18 protein-coding genes and 1 other RNA gene are annotated in these 14515 nt (G+C 56.9%); 14 read left to right on the forward strand and 5 right to left on the reverse strand.

From position 1 onward, the window contains the following. Positions 1 to 142 precede the first annotated feature (142 nt). The 8 genes from gatC to Z946_RS21610 all read left to right on the forward strand — a co-directional run bounded on the left by gatC (position 143) and on the right by Z946_RS21610 (position 5394). Positions 143 to 430: an Asp-tRNA(Asn)/Glu-tRNA(Gln) amidotransferase subunit GatC gene (gene gatC / locus Z946_RS0115700; RefSeq protein ID WP_025056675.1), complete on the forward strand. Its 288-nt coding sequence runs from the start codon at positions 143 to 145 to the stop codon at positions 428 to 430. Continuing rightward, on the forward strand, positions 430 to 1917 hold the full coding sequence (gene gatA / locus Z946_RS0115705; protein ID WP_025056676.1) for an Asp-tRNA(Asn)/Glu-tRNA(Gln) amidotransferase subunit GatA: 1488 nt from the start codon (positions 430 to 432) through the stop codon (positions 1915 to 1917). Before gatC ends, gatA begins: the two co-directional genes overlap by 1 nt. Positions 1918 to 1958: 41 nt before the next feature. Further along, on the forward strand, positions 1959 to 2684 hold the full coding sequence (locus Z946_RS0115710) for an excalibur calcium-binding domain-containing protein (protein WP_025056677.1): 726 nt from the start codon (positions 1959 to 1961) through the stop codon (positions 2682 to 2684). 3 nt (positions 2685 to 2687) lie between these two features. Then, positions 2688 to 3350 carry an N-acetylmuramoyl-L-alanine amidase gene (locus Z946_RS0115715; protein ID WP_025056678.1) on the forward strand — a complete coding sequence of 221 codons (663 nt, stop codon included), beginning with the start codon at positions 2688 to 2690 and terminating at the stop codon, positions 3348 to 3350. Positions 3351 to 3402: 52 nt separating this feature from the next. Beyond that, positions 3403 to 3779: RNase P RNA component class A (gene rnpB / locus Z946_RS21215), an RNA gene on the forward strand. 70 nt (positions 3780 to 3849) lie between these two features. After that, positions 3850 to 4557 carry an SDR family NAD(P)-dependent oxidoreductase gene (locus Z946_RS0115720; protein WP_025056679.1) on the forward strand — a complete coding sequence of 236 codons (708 nt, stop codon included), beginning with the start codon at positions 3850 to 3852 and terminating at the stop codon, positions 4555 to 4557. 104 nt (positions 4558 to 4661) lie between these two features. Further along, positions 4662 to 4829 carry a 50S ribosomal protein L33 gene (gene rpmG, locus Z946_RS0115725; RefSeq protein ID WP_007119221.1) on the forward strand — a complete coding sequence of 56 codons (168 nt, stop codon included), beginning with the start codon at positions 4662 to 4664 and terminating at the stop codon, positions 4827 to 4829. Between the two features lie 412 nt (positions 4830 to 5241). Next, positions 5242 to 5394, forward strand: a complete 153-nt coding sequence (locus Z946_RS21610; protein ID WP_160170287.1) for a hypothetical protein — start codon at positions 5242 to 5244, stop codon at positions 5392 to 5394. Between the two features lie 83 nt (positions 5395 to 5477). Here Z946_RS21610 and Z946_RS21960 read toward each other — a convergent pair whose 3' ends face one another. From Z946_RS21960 to Z946_RS21845, 4 genes are all read right to left on the reverse strand, one after another. Then, positions 5478 to 5642: a DUF1272 domain-containing protein gene (locus Z946_RS21960; protein WP_206537786.1), complete on the reverse strand. Its 165-nt coding sequence runs from the start codon at positions 5640 to 5642 to the stop codon at positions 5478 to 5480. Then, positions 5623 to 5721, reverse strand: coding sequence for a DUF1272 domain-containing protein (locus Z946_RS21965; protein ID WP_206537787.1), 99 nt, complete (start codon positions 5719 to 5721; stop codon positions 5623 to 5625). The genes Z946_RS21960 and Z946_RS21965 overlap by 20 nt, the downstream gene beginning before the upstream one ends. Before the next feature lie 69 nt (positions 5722 to 5790). Next, a complete protein-coding gene (locus tag Z946_RS0115730) occupies positions 5791 to 6567 on the reverse strand; it encodes a Bax inhibitor-1/YccA family protein (RefSeq protein ID WP_025056680.1) in 777 nt (258 codons plus the stop codon). A 124-nt stretch (positions 6568 to 6691) separates the two neighbouring features. Then, entirely contained in the window at positions 6692 to 6910 is a 219-nt protein-coding gene (locus Z946_RS21845) for a DUF1127 domain-containing protein (protein ID WP_025056681.1), read from the reverse strand. A gap of 123 nt (positions 6911 to 7033) precedes the next feature. On the opposite strand from Z946_RS21845, the gene Z946_RS0115740 reads away from it, so the two are divergent. The 4 genes from Z946_RS0115740 to Z946_RS0115755 all read left to right on the forward strand — a co-directional run bounded on the left by Z946_RS0115740 (position 7034) and on the right by Z946_RS0115755 (position 10952). Next, on the forward strand, positions 7034 to 7909 hold the full coding sequence (locus Z946_RS0115740) for a LysR family transcriptional regulator (RefSeq protein ID WP_025056682.1): 876 nt from the start codon (positions 7034 to 7036) through the stop codon (positions 7907 to 7909). Positions 7910 to 8303: 394 nt separating this feature from the next. Next, entirely contained in the window at positions 8304 to 8681 is a 378-nt protein-coding gene (locus tag Z946_RS0115745) for a helix-turn-helix domain-containing protein (protein WP_025056683.1), read from the forward strand. Positions 8682 to 8713: 32 nt separating this feature from the next. Beyond that, positions 8714 to 9511, forward strand: a complete 798-nt coding sequence (gene hisN, locus Z946_RS0115750; RefSeq protein WP_025056684.1) for a histidinol-phosphatase — start codon at positions 8714 to 8716, stop codon at positions 9509 to 9511. A 103-nt stretch (positions 9512 to 9614) separates the two neighbouring features. After that, positions 9615 to 10952, forward strand: a complete 1338-nt coding sequence (locus Z946_RS0115755; RefSeq protein ID WP_025056685.1) for an 8-oxoguanine deaminase — start codon at positions 9615 to 9617, stop codon at positions 10950 to 10952. Here Z946_RS0115755 and guaD read toward each other — a convergent pair. Then, positions 10949 to 12250 carry a guanine deaminase gene (gene guaD / locus Z946_RS0115760; protein ID WP_025056686.1) on the reverse strand — a complete coding sequence of 434 codons (1302 nt, stop codon included), beginning with the start codon at positions 12248 to 12250 and terminating at the stop codon, positions 10949 to 10951. The two genes, Z946_RS0115755 and guaD, sit on opposite strands and share 4 nt — an antisense overlap. Positions 12251 to 12355: 105 nt before the next feature. Here guaD and mgtE point away from each other — a divergent pair, with 105 nt between their 5' ends. Together mgtE and Z946_RS0115770 are read left to right on the forward strand one after the other, a co-directional pair. Continuing rightward, positions 12356 to 13756 (forward strand): magnesium transporter, encoded by a 1401-nt coding sequence (mgtE, locus tag Z946_RS0115765; protein WP_025056687.1) that lies wholly within the window; start codon positions 12356 to 12358, stop codon positions 13754 to 13756. After that, positions 13753 to 14310, forward strand: a complete 558-nt coding sequence (locus tag Z946_RS0115770; protein WP_025056688.1) for a 5-formyltetrahydrofolate cyclo-ligase — start codon at positions 13753 to 13755, stop codon at positions 14308 to 14310. Before mgtE ends, Z946_RS0115770 begins: the two co-directional genes overlap by 4 nt. Positions 14311 to 14515: the final 205 nt, after the last annotated feature.

A 14515-nucleotide genomic window follows, 5' to 3' on the forward strand; every position in this document is an offset into this window, starting at 1 on the left:
CCCCCTTTGTATGCGCTGCCTTGATGGAGGCTTGCGCAAAGGTATTTTTAGAAGCGAGAAGCTGAGGGGCGTGCGCACCCTTGCTTGGCGCGGCGCAGGGCGGTATTGGCAGGGCAAACGTGATCACCGTGAGGGAAGCCCCATGTCCATTGACGAAAATACCGCCGCCCGGGTGGCGAAACTGGCCCGTATCAAGGTCGAGCCCGACGCGCTGCCTGCGCTGGCACAGGAATTCAACGGTATCTTGGGGTTTATCGAGCAACTGAGCGAAGTCGATGTTGAGGGCGTGGAGCCCATGACATCGGTCACCCCACAGCGTCTCAAGCGCCGTGAGGATGTCGTGACCGACGGTGATCAGCAGGAGAAGGTGCTGAAAAACGCACCCGATGCCCGTGAAGGATTTTTTGCCGTGCCTAAGGTGGTTGAATAATGACTGATCTGAACAAACTGGGCCTGGCGGATGCGCGTGATGCGCTGCGCGCGGGCGAGACGACCTCCAAAGAACTGACCGAAGCCTGCCTTAAAGCCATTGAGGGTGCAGGGGCGTTGAACGCATTCGTTCATAATACGGCAGACATCGCGCTGGCGCAGGCAAAGGCGGCAGATGCCCGCATCGCGCAGGGGGATGCGCCCGCAATGTGCGGATTGCCCATCGGGATCAAGGACCTGTTCTGCACCAAAGGTGTGCCTAGTCAGGCAGGTAGCCGCATCCTCGAAGGGTTTCTGCCTGAATATGAAAGCACCGTGAGCCAGAACCTTTTTGACGCAGGCTCCGTCATGCTGGGCAAGCTGAACATGGACGAATTTGCCATGGGCTCCTCTAACGAAACATCGGTTTATGGCAACGCGGTCAATCCATGGCGGCGCGGCAATGACGATGCACAGCTAACGCCGGGTGGCTCTTCCGGCGGGTCTGCCGCAGCGGTGGCCGCTGATCTTTGTCTTGCTGCTACTGGTACTGACACCGGCGGCTCCATCCGCCAGCCTGCGGCTTTCACCGGCATTACCGGCATTAAACCAACCTACGGTCGCTGCTCGCGCTGGGGTATTGTGGCATTTGCGTCCTCGCTTGATCAGGCGGGGCCAATGACCAAATCGGTGCGTGATGCCGCAATCATGCTTGAAGCGATGTGTGGCCATGATCCCAAAGATTCCACCTCGGCCGATCTGGCTGTGCCGGATTTTGAAGCTGCACTCACAGGCGATATTCGCGGTAAGAAAATCGGTATTCCCAAAGAGTACCGCATGGACGGCATGCCCGAAGAAATCGACGCGCTTTGGCAGGATGGCATTGCGATGATGAAAGACGCCGGTGCCGAGATCGTCGATATCTCGCTGCCGCACACCAAATACGCGCTGCCTGCCTACTATGTGATTGCTCCCGCCGAGGCATCCTCGAACCTCGCGCGGTATGACGGTGTGCGTTATGGCCACCGTGCCAAGCTGGATCAGGGCGATGGCATCACGGAGATGTACGAAAAGACCCGCGCCGAAGGCTTTGGTTCAGAAGTGCAGCGCCGCGTGATGGTCGGGACCTATGTGCTTTCGGCGGGTTTCTATGACGCCTATTACAACCGCGCGCGTAAAGTACGCACACTGATCAAGAAAGACTTCGAAGACGTGTTTGCGCAAGGGATAGACAGCATCCTGACGCCGGCCACGCCTTCTGCTGCCTTTGGTCTGGGTGAGATGGCGGATGCCGATCCGGTGCAGATGTATCTGAACGATGTCTTCACGGTCACTGTGAACCTTGCCGGATTGCCCGGCATTGCTGTGCCGACAGGCACGGACCGCACAGGTCTGCCACTGGGCCTTCAGCTGATTGGCCGCCCTTGGGAAGAAGCTGAATTGCTGTCCACCGCCTATGCGCTGGAACAGGCGGCGGGGTTTGTAGCCAAGCCTGAGAAATGGTGGTAAGAAAAGGCCAATAAAGCAGTCAAAAAGACAAAGCAGGACCTATGATTATACGCTCTCTTCTCGTTCTCGCCGCAGGCGTGACGCTTGCAGCTTGCCAGCCCGCGATACCGGATTCCGGTCGTGGTGCCGGTTTTGGTGATGACTTTGTGGAACGCCAGAGGGCGCGTGACGCAGCGCTTGCGGGCGTGCCTGCACCGGCAACCGTTACGGCAGCACCTTTGAGCGCAACAACACCGGTTCCCGGTAGCGCAGAAGCGACAGCGGCTGAGACAGCGCAAATTCTGGCGGCAACCCGTCAAGGTGCCGCTGCGAACTCAGGTGTAGAGCCAGTGAATGCGAGCCCTTCCAATGCGCCACCGCCGGTGGTGAACTCGGCAGGTATTTCCAACGAGAATAATTTTGATGCGGTCTCGGGACAGCGCAGCATTGATGCCGATGCGGCACGTTTGGCTTCCAACCGGTCCCAGTATCAGGTCATTCAACCCGAAGCCTTGCCTGACCGTATCGATTCCGGTCCGAACGTTGTCGCCTATGCTTTGCAGACATCCCATCCGCGCGGCAGCCAGCGCTATCGCCGCACAGGGTTTAACAAACAGGCGAAGTTCGTGCGCGCCTGCGCCGAGTTTGCGACAGCGAACGAAGCGCAGATTGATTTCCTGAGCCGTGGCGGACCCGAGAAAGATCGCAAAGGCATGGACCCTGACGGGGACGGTTACGCCTGCGCATGGGATCCTGCACCGTTCCGGCGGGCTGCCCAGCAGGGCTGATCCATGCCGGACGGGATTGTCGATCATCCGTCGCCCAATTGCGGACCGCGGCGAAATGGCCTGACGCCGTCACTGATTGTGATACACTATACAGCCATGGAAAGTGCGGACGCTGCGCTGAACCGTTTGTGCGATCCGGCAGCGGAAGTTTCTGCGCATTATCTGATTTCGAACCGGGGGCGGGTCACGCAGATGGTGGACGAGAACCAGCGCGCTTGGCATGCCGGTGCGGGATCGTGGCGGGGCGTTGACGACATCAATTCACGCTCCGTCGGGATTGAGCTGGACAACACCGGTAAACATCCGTTTTCCGAACCGCAGATGACAGCGCTGGAAGAATTGCTGCGCAGTATCATGGAACGGTGGGCCATTCTGCCATCTGGTGTGATTGGTCATTCCGATATGGCACCAGGCCGCAAATCCGATCCGGGGCTGCACTTTGATTGGGCAAGGCTGGCGCGTCAGGGGCTGGCGGCTCCGGTTGTGACGCAGGCCGTCACCGACTGCGACCCCGACAGCTTTGTCCAAGCTGCGATGGATGCAGGATATCCGGCAGGGTCAGACTTTGACGATCTTCTGGCCTGCGTCCGCTTGCGCAGTGCCCCTTGGCGCAGCGGGGCTTTAACGCGGGATGATTATGCCTTTCCCGAAATTCCGTCAGACTGAACATCGCGTGCATTGACCTTCGTACACTTGACGCGGTACCTGCAAAACACGCGCGGAAGGCTGGATGATCGCGGTCCCTTTATCGGGGTCGAGGAAAGTCCGGACTCCCAAAAGGAACGGTGCCGGGTAACGCCCGGGCGGGGTAACCCGACGGACAGCGCCACAGAAATGAAACCGCTTCGGGCTTTCCGGAGTAAGGGTGAAACGGTGGGGTAAGAGCCCACCGCGTCCTTGGCAACAAGGGTGGCACGGCAAGCCCCACCGGGAGCAATGCCAAATAGGGACCGCGCGTCGCAAGACAGGGCTTCTTTTGCCCGAGCAGGTCCGGGTTGGCAGCTATAGCCGTCGCGGCAACGTGACGGTCAGAGGAATGATCATCCAGAGGCATCACGCCTTGGACAGAATCCGGCTTACAGGCCTTCCGCGCGTCTTTTTTCTGACTTCCATTGGGCGGATCGTCAGAGGATCGAGTTAACACCAAAGGTCGGAGAAAAGGTTCATGGAACTCAATGGAAAGACCGTATTGGTCACAGGCGGCAGCGATGGCATCGGGCGTCATATCTGCCTTAAACTGGCGGCCGCTGGCTGCAACATCGCTGTGTTGGGGCGTAGTGAGAGCCGGTTGCGAGACGTCGCAGGTGAATGCCGCGCTGCGGGCGCGGGGCGGGCTGTAGGTTACGCTTGTGACATGCGCGACAGCGATGCGATTGTCGCCACGGTCGAGCGCATTGCCAAGGAATTGCCCCCGCTAGATATTGTCATCAATAACGCCGGCATCTGGCACAAGACCGGGCCCTTGGACGATATTCCAGCGCAGATGGTCGAAGATACGATAGCCACAAACATGACCGGAGCGATCCAGCTGACGCGTGCAGTCTTGCCGGGTTTGCGGACCCGTCCTGACGCTGCTGTGCTGAATGTCATCTCTAAATCCGGCATTCTGGCGCAAGCGGGACAGTCCGTTTACACCGCGACCAAATACGGCATGCGCGGCTTTACCGATGTGCTGAAAGAGGACGAGGCACAAAGCGGTGTGCGCGTCGCGGGCCTTTATCAAAGTGGCACCAACACTGGCATGTTCGCCAAGGCCGGCGAAGAGGTTCCGAACCATATCTTCACCGAACCCGATGATCTTGCAGATGTGGTGGTTTTCATGCTTTCACGCCCGCCAAAGCTCTGGATGCACGATGTTCGGATAGAGTTGTGACGAAATACAGCTTTTGGTGTTGACTCGGTCCATGTGCAGGTTAAAAGCCGACATCTGGATTTCACGCACCCGCTTTGCGCCGTGGTGCAGCAGGAGAAGATAAGATGGCAAAGCCAACCACGATCAAGATCCGTCTGAACTCGTCCGCGGGCACAGGCCATTTCTACGTGACAAAGAAGAACGCCCGTACAATGACGGAAAAAATGGTGATCAAAAAGTATGATCCCGTTGCGCGTAAGCACGTTGAATACAAAGAAGGTAAGATCAAGTAAGATCTTTCTCTTTGACGGAATGCAGGGCCGCGCAGTTTGCGCGGCTTTTTGCATTCGGAGTGGCCTGTTTTCCGCAAGGCGATGTTTGTCGACGCATCCGGTTCATGGAGCGTGCTGTCAAAGCTCAGGGATATTAAGTGTTGGAAGGCAACATATCGGCAACCATGGAAAGTCGCTCGTCCCGCGTTGACACCGCTGCTCTTTGCCCGCGGTAACGATTTAGAAATCATCCGAATGCAATGCAGGGCCGACGTTTCACAGTTTTTGAGTGCGATGGAGCAGAGGCACTGAGGCTAGCTCAGAATGATCTGCAATATTCCGAAAATCAGCCATATTGAATCGAGCGGTCCTCTTGTGAACCCTTAGGGTTACAGCAATAGTAGAAGTGTCCCAATCTGCCAAGGAACACAACATGCTGCGTCACTCTTTGATTGCTCTGTGCTGCGCAGGGCTTTTGTCCGCCTGCACCGATATTGTCGTACAACCGACACCACCCCAACCGATGATGGACCCGAACTATAGCTATAGCGCAGGTTTCACGAGCATCGGGTACGAACCTTTCTGATCTCACCTCTCTGGTGGCGGTATGTTTCTGACTGCGGTGACCAATTGGACGATGTCATCTATTGAATAGTTAAGGCTGCGTCGCTAGGTGCCCGCCGGCTTGTGATTGAGACTTGTTTTGTGGCACCTTTTTACCGAGGGGCGTATGACGCGCGGGGCGAACCCGCCGGCACAGTTCGGGCAGACTTTGTGCAGTAGCTTCTCCAGGCATTCGGCGCACAACGTACATTCAGCAGAACGTACATTCATAGGAGCATATCAGCGCCTTTGTTGAATGCGGTGGAAGGCCCGTGCCACACATTTCATTGTGGGGGTCCAATTTCAGCATTCGATCTTTCCAATAAAAAAGGCCGGTCCAATCTGGACCGGCCTTCCTGTTTGTTCAAATATGTTTGATTTACTCGCGGCTGCCAAAGAGCTGCAGAAGCATCATGAACATGTTGATGAAGTTCAGGTAGAGGCTCAGCGCTCCCATAATGGCAGCTTTGCCCAACCACTCTGTGTCGCCGTGGTGCGCGTGCGCGATATACTCGGTCTTGATGCGCTGGGTGTCATACGCTGTCAGACCCGCAAAAATCAGCACGCCGATTGCGGAAATCGCAAACATCAGGGCAGGGGAGCCGAGGAAGATGTTGACGACTGATGCAACGATCAAACCAATCACACCCATGATAAGGAAGCTACCCCAGCCGGATATGTCCTTCTTGGTCGTGTAGCCGTACAGCGACAGTCCCGCGAAAGCGATCGATGTGATCAAGAAGATCTGGGCGATCGAGTAACCGGTGAAGACCAGAAAGATCGAGCTGATGGAGACACCCATTACAGCAGCGAAAACATAGAACACAGTCTGTGCCGTCGCGGCGGACATGCGGTTGATTGCGGCACCGAAGCCGAAAACAAAGGCAAGCGGTGCGAACATGACAACCCATTTAAGGGGGGATGCATAAAGCGCGTAACCGATGCTTGTCAGATACTGGTCCGGCCCGATCTGTGCGGATGCGGCGGATGGATCAGAGGTGACGGCAAGGCCCGAGATGGCCCATGCCGCAGCAAAAGTGATCAGCATTCCTACGGACATTGTGCCGTAGACTTTATTCATGTGGGCGCGCAAGCCCGCATCGATATCGGCGGCGCGGGCTCCGGCTGTAGTCCGGATTGTATTCACGTCAGCCATTAAGGACCTCCAATTGGCTAAAAGGACAACTCCCGCACTTTGTGGTGCGGTATTGTAGTGAATATCGTTGCTTGTGCCTGTGTTTTCAAGGACCTTACTGCGACCGGGTGCCGCAAATTGCGCTTTATTCGACCCAATGTGCCGGAACATCCCAAATCGGTCTGTTCGCTTCCGCCTCAGCGGCGTGACGGTCCGCACCGATGTCTTCCAACATATGTGCAGGCAGGCTGCGCAACTGCTGTCGACTGCGCCAGACGTCCACTGCTGCGAAAAGAACGTTCAACAGGGAGGGGCGGTTTGATGCGAGTGGTGCCGGGCATACGGATGAAATGTTATGTGCCATGATATTATCCTTCGAATTGTGTGATGTATTCTTCGGTTCATATGTTGATGCTTGATATATGGTATGAAGTAGTAGATAAGGAAAACGAATGTTTGTTATACTTGACATCACGGAGATTGATGTATGAGAAATCTGGATATCACGACGCTCAGGTCGTTTGTCGCCGTTGCGGATTCCGGAGGGGTGACCCGCGCTGCGGGTTTTTTGCATCTCACGCAGTCTGCAGTGTCCATGCAGCTTAAGCGGCTCGAAGAGATGCTGGATTTGTCGCTGCTTGACCGAAGCGGCCGGACGATCGCGCTTACCGCTTCAGGGGAGCAGTTGCTGGCCTATGCGCGGCGCATGGTTGCGTTGAATGATGAAGTTATTTCGCGCCTGACTCATCAGGCATTTGAGGGAGAACTCACGCTGGGTGTGCCGCACGATGTTGTTTATCCCGCCGTGCCGCAGGTGCTGAAGCAATTTCATGCAGCTTACCCCCGCGTGAAAATACATCTGGAGGCATCCTATACCCGTACCCTAAAGCAGCAATTCGCGAAGGGTGACTGTGATGTGATCGTGACAACCGAGACAGGCGTGGATCAGGGCGGGGAGACGCTGGCCAGCAAGCCGCTTGTCTGGGTTGGGGCACCTGGTGGCACGGCGTGGCGGCACCGTCCCCTTCAACTGGCATTTTGCCGCCGCTGTGTGTTTCGCAGTCACATCGTAACGGCGCTGGATGCAATGGATATCGCGTGGGAGATGAGCGTTGATACCGAAAGCGACCGGACGATTGAGGCCGCTGTGAGCGCCGATCTTGCGGTCCATGCGATGATCGAGGGGACGCAACCGCCTTACCTTGAGATTATCGATCACGCGAATGCGTTGCCGCGTCTGCCGATGCAGCACATCAACATGTACGGAGCGGACGAGGGCGCAGACGAAGTGCGCCAGACATTGGTGAGTCTCTTGCGCGGGGCCTTTGGCGGTATGCCCTCGCAGCGCTTGCGTGCGGTTTAGCGCTAACAAGAAAGCAGTCGGCGGAATTCAGCCCAGAGTTGCATTTGTGACCGACATCGAATTCGGGGCGGACGGGGCTCGGGAGAAACCTTTACTTGAGTTTCAACTATGGGGAGAATTTTGCCCTTTAAAAACAACGTGACCCGTTCGCCTGCTTCAGCCCCGCATAACCAGCGGTTACGGCGGATTGGCGCTCTCGCAGCGGTCGCCCGGAAGGTGAAAGGGTGCCACAGTTACGCAAAGTAAGCTCGAGGACCTTGATGCCAGCGAATTGATTTGCTCATTCCAATCAGCGTAGTAGTCTATTGGTAATCAGCGCACGTGTATTTGTCGTGCAGGAAAAGCTTGATGGGGTCTGGGACCTGTCGTCATGGCTGAAGAAGGGAAGATGGGGATGGCGCACAAAGTTGATGTTTACGTAGGCCAAAGAATTCGCCAGCGGCGCTGGCTGACTGGTATGACACAGCAACGCCTCGCGGAACTGGTCGGTATTAAATTCCAGCAAATCCAGAAGTACGAGACCGGCGCAAATCGTGTCAGCGCTTCAAGACTTTGGGATATCGCAGACGCGCTTGGCGTGACCGTTGCTTTCTTCTTTGACGGGTTGAAATCAGAAGCGCCCGAGAAAACTGGAAAAGCTGAAGAGAATATTCCGGTTGATGTTATGGGCGACAAGGAAGCGATGGATTTGATCCGTTCCTACTACAGTATTCCTGAAGATCAGCGCCGGCGCCTGTTTGAACTTGCCCGTGTGCTAAGCGATGTCGCCTAGACTGCAACGCTGTTGATCGACACCTAAAGGCAATGACACATCAATCATTTGATCCTGACGTCAGACGTGTTGGACATCTTTTGGCCGACGCTGCACGTGCAGCTATCCTACCGTTTTTCAGGGGTAGCGAACTTGCAACCGAGAACAAGCTCGACGATGCATATGATCCGGTGACGGTTGCCGACCGCGCTGCAGAAGTCGCTATGCGCGACATTCTGCAACGGGAACGGCCCGATGACGGTATACTCGGGGAAGAATTCGGTTCTGTCGCCGGTACATCCGGTCTGACGTGGGTACTAGACCCCATTGATGGTACACGCGGTTTTGTTAGTGGCACCCCGACGTGGGGTGTGTTGATCTCGCTCGCGGACGGCAACGGCCCGTTCTACGGGATCATCGACCAGCCCTATATCGGCGAGCGATTTGAAGGCGCGCCGGACAAAGCGGAACTTGTCGGCCCGTTGGGGCGCAAGGCGCTTGTGACCCTGCCGGCACGGGACCTGTCGAAAGCGACCGTCTTTACCACTTTTCCCGAAGTGGGTGAGGTACGTGATGGCGAGGGGTTCGCGGCTGTAGCAAAAGAGGCGCGTCTGGTGCGGTACGGCATGGACTGCTACGCCTATGCCCTTGTTGCGGCAGGACAGGTTGATCTGGTGATCGAAGCGGGCCTGCAAGCCTATGACATTCAGGCACCCATCGCAGTGGTTCAGGCCGCAGGCGGGATTGTGACGGACTGGAAGGGCGGTCCTGCGCAGGATGGCGGGCGTGCAATTGCTGCTGCAAATGCAGAGATACATGCACAGGCATTGGCTATTCTTCAGGAGTACTGACAAGCAGAGCGGGAAAATTATTGTGTGTCCAGGTTCTTCCCCGTTTTCCACCTGGTAGTAACCACGATTTCTGAGATGGGAATAATCGCCTCAGGAGGCTACCATGTCCCATGTGTTATTGCGCAATGCTGACCACATCGTCACGATGGACGACGGCCGGCGGATTTTGCAAAATTCGGATATCCGTATCAGCGACGGTGTCATCAGCGAGATTGGCAAAGACCTGACCGCAAAAGGCGAGGTCGTTGATGCCAGCAGGTGTGTAATTACCCCCGGTTTGGTCAACACTCATCACCATCTGTATCAATCCATGACAAGGGCCGTACCCGGTGCCCAAGACGCGCTCCTTTTCGGGTGGCTCAAGAGGCTCTATCCGATTTGGGCGCGCATGACGCCCGAGCATTTCCATGTCTCGACGCAAGTGGGGCTGGCCGAGCTGGCACTGTCCGGTTGCACGCTCAGTACCGATCACCTCTATCTTTATCCGAACGGTGCGCGGCTTGAAGATACCATTCACGCGGCGGCGGAACTGGGGCTCAGGTTTCACCCGACGCGTGGCTCTATGAGCATCGGGGCAAGTGCGGGTGGCTTGCCGCCCGATGATCTGGTCGAGAAAGAAGACGCGATCCTTGAAGATTGCATACGCTTGGTCGACGCCTTTCACGATCCTGATCCGGGATCCATGTGCCGCATAGGTCTGGCCCCTTGTTCGCCTTTCTCTGTCTCTCAGGACCTGATGCGCGAAACTGCAGTGCTTGCCCGCGACAAGGGCGTGATGATGCATACCCATCTTGCCGAAAGTGACGAGGACATTGCCTATAGCCTTGTCATGTTCGGATGCAGGCCGGGCCAATACGCCGAAGACCTAGGTTGGGTCGGGCGTGATGTCTGGCACGCGCATTGTGTCAAACTCGACGCCTCCGAAATCGAATTGTTCGCGAAGACCGAAACCGGCGTGGCGCATTGCCCATGCTCGAACTGCAGGCTCGGCTCCGGTATCGCACCGGTGCGGGCGATGCGCGATGCGGGCGTGCCCGTGGGGCTTGGTGTGGACGGATCAGCCAGCAATGATGCGGGCAATCTGGTGGCTGAGGCCCGCATGGCAATGCTGTTGCAACGTGTACTGCAGGGGGGGGATGCCATGTCCGCGATGGAAGCGCTTGAAATTGCCACACGTGGAGGGGCCGATATGCTGGGCCGACCGGATTGCGGACGAATTGCTGTAGGTGCGCGGGCTGACATTGCCGTCTGGGACATCAGCGGCATTTCCAGTGCCGGATCATGGGATCCCGCTGCATTGCTATTGGCAGGGCCGACCACTGTCAAAAACCTGTTTGTCGAGGGCCGGCAGTTCGTTCGCGACGGGCATGTAACCACAATCGACCTTGGCGCGGTGATTGAGCGGCAAAACACGATGGCGCGGGCTCTGGCGGCCGTTTAAGCAGCGACGGACTTTATTCCGGCGATCCAGACGTCCGCAATGGCGCGGTCGTCGCCCATCATGATCGTGGCAAAAAGGCTTTCCCACATGTCTTTGGCCTGTGCATGCCGCTGCGCGATTGCGGGTGTGGATGACAGATCGAGAACCGTGATGTCTGCTTCGTAGCCGATTGATATCGAACCTATTTTATCTGCCAGATGCAGAGTTCTGGCGGAGCCTGCCGTGGCAAGCCAAATCAGCTCTGCCGCATGCAGCGGTGTCCCACGCAATTGTCCGATCTCATAAGCAGCTGCCATCGTGCGCAGCATGGAGAAAGACGAACCACCGCCTGTATCTGTAGCAAGACCGACAGGTAAATGGCGTGCGGCAAGCCCGGCCATATCAAAGAGGCCCGATCCGATAAATGTGTTTGATGTCGGACAATGGATCAGCGCGGCACCTGTCTCGGCAATCCGGTCTATTTCTCGCGGCTCCAGATGGATTGCGTGCCCGAAGACTGCCCGTTCCCCGATCAGGCCATGCGCTTCATAGGTATCAAGATAATCCCGTGTTTCGGGGCGCAGGGCGCGCACCCATGCAATTTCGTCGACCTGTTCGCTCAGGTGGGTCTGCATCAGGCAATCGGGATGCTCGGCCCAAAGTGCGCCCAATGCGGCAAGCTGGTCGTTGGTGGACGTGGGCGTAAAGCGGGGCGTAATCGCATAGCTGGCGCGCCCATTGTCATGCCACCGCTCGATCAGCGTTTTGCTGTCGTCATATGCCGATTGCGCTGTATCACAGAGCCCTTCCGGCGCGTTGCGGTCCATACAGGTCTTGCCTGCAACAACGCGCTGGTTGCGTTCGGCGGCAGCCGTAAATAACGCATCAACGGAATGCGCATGTATGGTGCAATAGCTGGCAACTGTCGTTGTCCCGTGTGCCCGCGTGAGATCCAGATAGCGGGCGGCGACCGCCTGCGCATATGCGGGATCGGAAAGGCGCATCTCTTCGGGAAACGTGTATTCGTTCAGCCAGTCAATCAGCCGCTTACCCCATGACGCAATGATACCAGTCTGGGGATAATGCACATGGGCATCGACGAAACCGGGGCAGATAAGGTGATCGTCGGCGTATTCTATCCGCGCCGCCTGTGGATGGTCTTGCAAGAGAGTGTCGCGGCTTCCGACAACTTTTATCACGCCGTCGCAGACCAAGACGGCGCCCGCAGTATCAATGCGCACGGCATCCTGCCAGGAGCCGTCCATAGGGTTACCGTCAAACCGCAGAACTGGGCCAACTAAAAGGGTCGTATCCATCATAAAAGTAACCTTAAGGTCCTGCGCAGGCCCCTACAATGGCAAGTGCCATTGTCACTGACACAGGGCTTGCATATTGTCCTCTCAAACGTCGGGGAGACAGGATAGATGTCGGATCAGGTCGCGGAAAACACTGAAGCTCCCGAAGAGGACGAAGCCCAGAATTATCAGTTGGAACCGCGTACCGTCGCCTCGATCCTTTACGCGGTTGAGATTGATGACCGCGCACGACTGATCGAGTTGATGGAGCCGCTCCATGCGGCTGATATTGCTGACCTTCTTGAACAGATCAGTGTGTTCGAACGCAGCCGGCTGATTCGGCTTTATGACAAGGAATTCGACGGCGAAATCCTGTCTGAACTGGACGAATCGATCCGTGAAGAAGTGATCGAAGTTCTGACCCCGCAAGTGCTGAGCCAGGCGGTGCGTGAGCTGGACAGTGACGATGTGGTCGATCTGATCGAAGATCTTGAAGACGACCAGCAGGAAGCGATCCTCGGGGCATTGGAAGAAGCCGACCGAGCGGCAGTTGAGCAGGCGCTAAGCTGGCCCGAATATTCGGCAGGTCGTCTGATGCAGCGCGAGGTCGTCATGGCCCCCGAACACTGGAGCGTGGGCGAGGCGATTGACCATCTGCGCGGCACACCGGAGCAGGATTTGCCGGACCAGTTCTACCATATTGTGATGGTCGATCCGCGCGGGCATCCGGTTGGCAATGTGACGCTGGGCAAGCTCATGCGTTCCAAACGCGCCACCAAGCTAAGGGACCTGCTGGAGGAGACCTTCCAGATCATTCCTGCGATGCAGGACGAGGGGGACGTCGCCTATGCGTTCAACCAGTACCACCTGATTTCCGCACCGGTTGTGGACGACGAGGGGCGCCTTATCGGGATCATCACCATCGATGACGCGATGGCGGTGCTGGATGAAGAGCACGAAGAAGACATCCTGCGTCTGGCGGGTGTGGGCGAAAGCTCCCTGTCGGACCGTGTGATCGAGACCACCAAACAGCGGCTGCCGTGGCTAGCGGTCAATCTGGTCACTGCGATTGCGGCATCCATGGTGATCTCGCAGTTCGAAGTTGCGATTGCACAGATCGTGGCGTTGGCTGTGCTGATGCCGATTGTGGCGTCGATGGGCGGCAATGCGGGTACGCAAAGCCTGACTGTCGCTGTGCGCGCTATTGCGACGAAAGACCTTACAGGATCAAACGTCTGGCGGGTTATCCGCCGTGAATGTCTGGTCGGGCTGATCAACGGTGTCATTTTTGCGGTCGTGATGGGAATAGTCGGTATCATCTGGTTCGGCTCGCCAGCGCTGGGGTATGTGATTGCGGTGGCAATGGTCATCAACATGGTCGTTGCGGGGCTGGCGGGCACGGGCATCCCGATCCTGTTGGAACGTGTGGGGGTTGATCCGGCGCTGGCGTCTGGTGCGTTCGTGACCACGGTGACAGATGTCGTCGGCTTCTTCGCATTTCTGGGTCTGGCAGCAGCGGTCTTGCTATGAGCGAGATAGCGACTGCTAAAGCTGAGATGCGCAAAGCAGCCTTTGCGAGGCGCAAACCATTGTTCGAAAGGGCGAATGCGGCGCAGTCCGGATTCCTAAGCGAGGTGCTCGCGGGGTATCGGGGTGTTCCGCTGTCAGGTTTTATGCCCATCCGCACGGAGATTGACCCGACACCCGCCATGGCAGAGGCGACGGCGCATGGTCATGTGGGTGTGCCTGTTATTCAGGGTGCCGGCATGCCGTTAACATTTGCGCGGTGGACATCCGAAACAGAGATGGAGCCGGGATCTTTCGGGGCCTTGGTACCAAAAGACCCAGAATATTTCGAGCCTGAAATTCTGATTGTCCCATTACTGGCCTTTAACCGGCAGGGCGGGCGTTTGGGTTACGGTGGTGGATTTTATGACCGCACGCTTGAAATGCTACGCTCTAAACGGGCCACGCTTGCCATCGGGTTTGCTTTTGCAGGGCAGGAAGAAGAGCACCTTCCGTTGGAAGCTACAGATCAGCCGCTTGATTTGATCGTCACTGAAAACGGTGTCATCGAAGTCTAGAGCGGGCGCTTCATTGGCGAATATCCACAGATGACAATGTGATGCCAAACGCGTGCTTCAGTTCCCTCTTACCTGAAGACCCGAGTTGGAACGGAGACGAAAAACATGCGGGTATCAATTCTGACTGGTGTGATGGGGCTTGCGGGCTAGTCGCTTGTTGCGGTGGCAGCGGCGATCTGGACGTCAGGCGGAATGACCTCTGTGA

Source organism: Sulfitobacter noctilucicola (genome assembly GCF_000622385.1).
GTDB classification, from domain to species: domain Bacteria; phylum Pseudomonadota; class Alphaproteobacteria; order Rhodobacterales; family Rhodobacteraceae; genus Sulfitobacter; species Sulfitobacter noctilucicola.

Excerpts from the sequence above, each read along its gene's own strand:
- Z946_RS21965 (WP_206537787.1), bottom strand. The coding sequence starts at position 5,721 with ATGCTGAAATTGGACCCCCACAATGAAATGTGTGGCACGGGCCTTCCA.
- Z946_RS21610 (WP_160170287.1), top strand. The coding sequence starts at position 5,242 with ATGCTGCGTCACTCTTTGATTGCTCTGTGCTGCGCAGGGCTTTTGTCC.
- Z946_RS0115715 (WP_025056678.1), top strand. The coding sequence starts at position 2,688 with ATGCCGGACGGGATTGTCGATCATCCGTCGCCCAATTGCGGACCGCGG.
- rpmG (WP_007119221.1), top strand. The coding sequence starts at position 4,662 with ATGGCAAAGCCAACCACGATCAAGATCCGTCTGAACTCGTCCGCGGGC.
- Z946_RS0115730 (WP_025056680.1), bottom strand. The coding sequence starts at position 6,567 with ATGGCTGACGTGAATACAATCCGGACTACAGCCGGAGCCCGCGCCGCC.
- Z946_RS21960 (WP_206537786.1), bottom strand. The coding sequence starts at position 5,642 with ATGAATGTACGTTCTGCTGAATGTACGTTGTGCGCCGAATGCCTGGAG.
- Z946_RS21845 (WP_025056681.1), bottom strand. The coding sequence starts at position 6,910 with ATGGCACATAACATTTCATCCGTATGCCCGGCACCACTCGCATCAAAC.
- gatA (WP_025056676.1), top strand. The coding sequence starts at position 430 with ATGACTGATCTGAACAAACTGGGCCTGGCGGATGCGCGTGATGCGCTG.
- Z946_RS0115740 (WP_025056682.1), top strand. The coding sequence starts at position 7,034 with ATGAGAAATCTGGATATCACGACGCTCAGGTCGTTTGTCGCCGTTGCG.
- Z946_RS0115720 (WP_025056679.1), top strand. The coding sequence starts at position 3,850 with ATGGAACTCAATGGAAAGACCGTATTGGTCACAGGCGGCAGCGATGGC.
- hisN (WP_025056684.1), top strand. The coding sequence starts at position 8,714 with ATGACACATCAATCATTTGATCCTGACGTCAGACGTGTTGGACATCTT.
- Z946_RS0115745 (WP_025056683.1), top strand. The coding sequence starts at position 8,304 with ATGGCGCACAAAGTTGATGTTTACGTAGGCCAAAGAATTCGCCAGCGG.
- gatC (WP_025056675.1), top strand. The coding sequence starts at position 143 with ATGTCCATTGACGAAAATACCGCCGCCCGGGTGGCGAAACTGGCCCGT.
- guaD (WP_025056686.1), bottom strand. The coding sequence starts at position 12,250 with ATGATGGATACGACCCTTTTAGTTGGCCCAGTTCTGCGGTTTGACGGT.
- Z946_RS0115710 (WP_025056677.1), top strand. The coding sequence starts at position 1,959 with ATGATTATACGCTCTCTTCTCGTTCTCGCCGCAGGCGTGACGCTTGCA.
- Z946_RS0115755 (WP_025056685.1), top strand. The coding sequence starts at position 9,615 with ATGTCCCATGTGTTATTGCGCAATGCTGACCACATCGTCACGATGGAC.
- mgtE (WP_025056687.1), top strand. The coding sequence starts at position 12,356 with ATGTCGGATCAGGTCGCGGAAAACACTGAAGCTCCCGAAGAGGACGAA.
- Z946_RS0115770 (WP_025056688.1), top strand. The coding sequence starts at position 13,753 with ATGAGCGAGATAGCGACTGCTAAAGCTGAGATGCGCAAAGCAGCCTTT.